Genomic DNA, 3,256 nt, shown 5'->3' on the forward strand with positions numbered 1-3,256 from the left:
ACCTACGTAGGTAGTTGTACTTAGGATTTTACGTGGTATAGTTCGATTCTATGTTAAGGGATAAAAATTTACTGTTGTATACAAGTAATAATACAAATGCACAGATAACCCACTGATATTAAAAATAATTAGGGTTATCAGCCCGGCAAAGGCAGCAAAAAATTGGGTTCTGGTTAGTGAGCGGTTTAACTATCTAGAACCTGGTACATGGTCGATTTAAGGAGTGTTATCGGCCATGGAAGGCGCAACTGTTTTGTCATAAGTAATGGCATGCAGTTAGTCACTTGTGAAGTACCCAGGATGCAAGGGAACAACACAGGTGTTTGACCAGGGCAGTATGTGGATATCACATCACATACAATTTTTTACGAAACGTTTGGGGGGAAAGATGAATACGTACAGTATTTTTCGTGCGTCACTTCTCACTGCTATAGGGCTACTATTCTTGTCTGCCTGCGGCGGGGGTGGAGGCGGAGGTGGAGGTAACAACGGTACTCCACCAACCATCACAATCACGGCTCCCAGTGTAGATCCTAGCTACACAGCGAGCACCGGTACCATTGCCATAGCGGGTACCGCTACCGACGATAACGAAGTAACTGAAGTAACGTGGACCAATAGCGCAGGTGGAAGTGGAACTGCGCAGGGCACGGAACAATGGAGTTATGCCGGATTAGTTCTGCAACAGGGCGTAACGAACATCATTACGGTTACTGCCACAGATTCGGATAATAATACTTCTTCTGATACGATCACCGTCACCTACGATAACGTGCTTGATAATGCTCCACCTGAAATATCAATTACGGCTCCGAGCGCTGACCCCACGTACACAACCAACAACGGTTCGATAACTATTGCTGGAACAGCTACTGACGATACCGAGGTTACACAGGTAACCTGGGCAAACAGTGCTGGTGGCACTGGTTCTGCGGTTGGAACAACCAGTTGGAGTTACACTGGTTTAACGCTGCAAGCAGGTACTAACGTAATTACGGTAACAGCAAGAGACGCAGCAAATAACGTCTCAACGGATGTTATTACCGTTACCTATAACGTTGTAGATGCAGCGCCACCTCAAATCAGTATCACATCTCCTGAAGATGACGGAAATTACACAACAGGTACAAATGTAGTATCTATTTCAGGATCTTCTTCGGATGATATCGGTGTTACCCGTATCAAGTATACGAACAACGGTGGACAGGAATATGACACTTTAACTCGTAATCCCTGGTACTTTAATAACATTTCCCTTTCCCCAGGAAATAACAATATCGTGGTTACGGCCTACGATGCATCCAACAAGCAAACATCTGCAACAATCAATGTGTTTTATGAGCAAAATCAGGTGGCTGAAAGCTGCATGAATTGCCACAACGGTTCGAATGCGGATGATTATGCTGGCAATGGTCTAGTAAATCCTCATCCTTTTGCTGGCGCAGCTAATATTCGCTGCACGGTTTGTCATGGTGGTGATGGACAGGGTGCAGGAAAAGATGGCAGTCATGTCCCTCCTCCTCCATCAATGGCGACTGACCAGCAGTTAATCGATGACCCTGTTGCTTATTTCAACCGATTGACCCTGACAGGCCTTGATAAATACCCTGATTACACGGTGAATGGCGTTACATACACTGCGCTTGAATATTTACAATTTATTAATCCTGGTGATTTACGCGTTGTATCACAAGGCGAAAGTTGTGGACGTTGTCACGGTGACAATCATGTTGAGTGGGTAACGCGAAGTGTACTAGCCACTGAAGCGGGAATTTTGTCTGGCGCTATGTACGCGGCAGGTATAGAAAATTCCATACCGCAACATGTTGGCCTGTACCAGGATACGGCCGCGGACGAAGCGTTCCGTTATGTATCGAATCCTGATTTTAACCAGTTTACTGCTGACATTGGCGGAATCAGTCAAGTCAATGAGTACCCGGTTATCAGTCAATACAATGGCCAAACCAATGACGGCATTCCACTTATCCAGGGTGGCTTGCTGAATGCTTTCTACAATGCGGCAAATCTGGCAAATGACCTTTACACTGCTGCCGAAGAAAACGGCGCTAAAACCAACCGCGTTCGTGAAAACAGTGCACTCGCTTCCCTGTATCATGAACAAGTAGCATTTACCTGTGGTGATTGTCACCTGGGCAGCGCTGGTGCTAACAATCGGTACGGTGATTTTCGCTCTTCCGGTTGTACGGCGTGTCATATGGCATACAGCCCGGATGGCCGCAGTCGCAGTTCTGATCCTAATGTAAATACTCAGGAGCCTGTAAATCCTGACGCTATTGCAGCGCCAGAACGTCCACATATCCGCATGCATATTATTCAAAATGTCGCCAAGACATTACCGAATAACCAGTTTGTAACGGGTATCCAGGACATGGCTTGCGCTGGTTGTCATCAAGGATCAAACCGTACCGTAATGCAGTACTGGGGTATACGTTTGGACCAAAATGCAGATTTGGCAAATAATTTCCAATATCCTGCCAATCCCAACACGTTTGTTAACACTGCGGACGATACTCGTTTGTTTGATCCCGCTGTCAACAACAACACATTCAACGGACGCAATGCCGATCAATACATAGCCTTTGAAGACTACGATGCTGATGGTCGAGATGATACGCCTGAGGACATCCATCACGAAAAAGGCCTGGGTTGTATCGATTGTCATGGCAGCCGTGACCTTCATGGTGGTGCGACTGGTGATCCTACCAGCGGCCAGATTATGAGCCGACAGGACCAGGTAGTATCAATTACCTGTGCCAGCTGCCATGGAACAATCTCTGCGTATGCGACGACAGTATCATGTCTGACATACGACGACATTGAAGCTGAATGTGCCACTGACAACAAAGGTAACGCGTTACGTCATGTGACACGCGATCCCAACAACGGCAATTTCATACTGAAAAGCCGTGTGAATGGGCAACCTCACTACGTACCACAAACGCGCGATACAATCATCAACAATAACAAGGCCAATCCTTTCACTAATCAATTGGTCTACAGCCCGAAAGCATCTTATGCGATGGGGCGTGCTGATGGTGATATTGCAACTGGTACAGGGCCAATCCAGACTAATCCGAATCTGTATACCAATGGCTTTAGCCATACAGATTCCATGGACTGTGTATCCTGTCATGCATCTTGGACCAATGCATGCGTGGGTTGCCATTTAGCAGGCGAATTCGACAACAACCCGAACAATTACCGTTTCAGTAATATTACGGGTGAACGAATTGCC

The 3,256-nt window shown here is 46.5% G+C and carries 1 protein-coding gene; it reads left to right on the forward strand.

Going from position 1 to position 3,256, the window contains the following annotated elements:
- Positions 1-388: 388 nt before the first annotated feature.
- The coding region (locus ACWVCM_RS03585; protein WP_455200340.1) for an Ig-like domain-containing protein at positions 389-3,256 on the forward strand (2,868 nt) is incomplete at its 3' end.

The organism is Kaarinaea lacus (assembly GCF_975902315.1).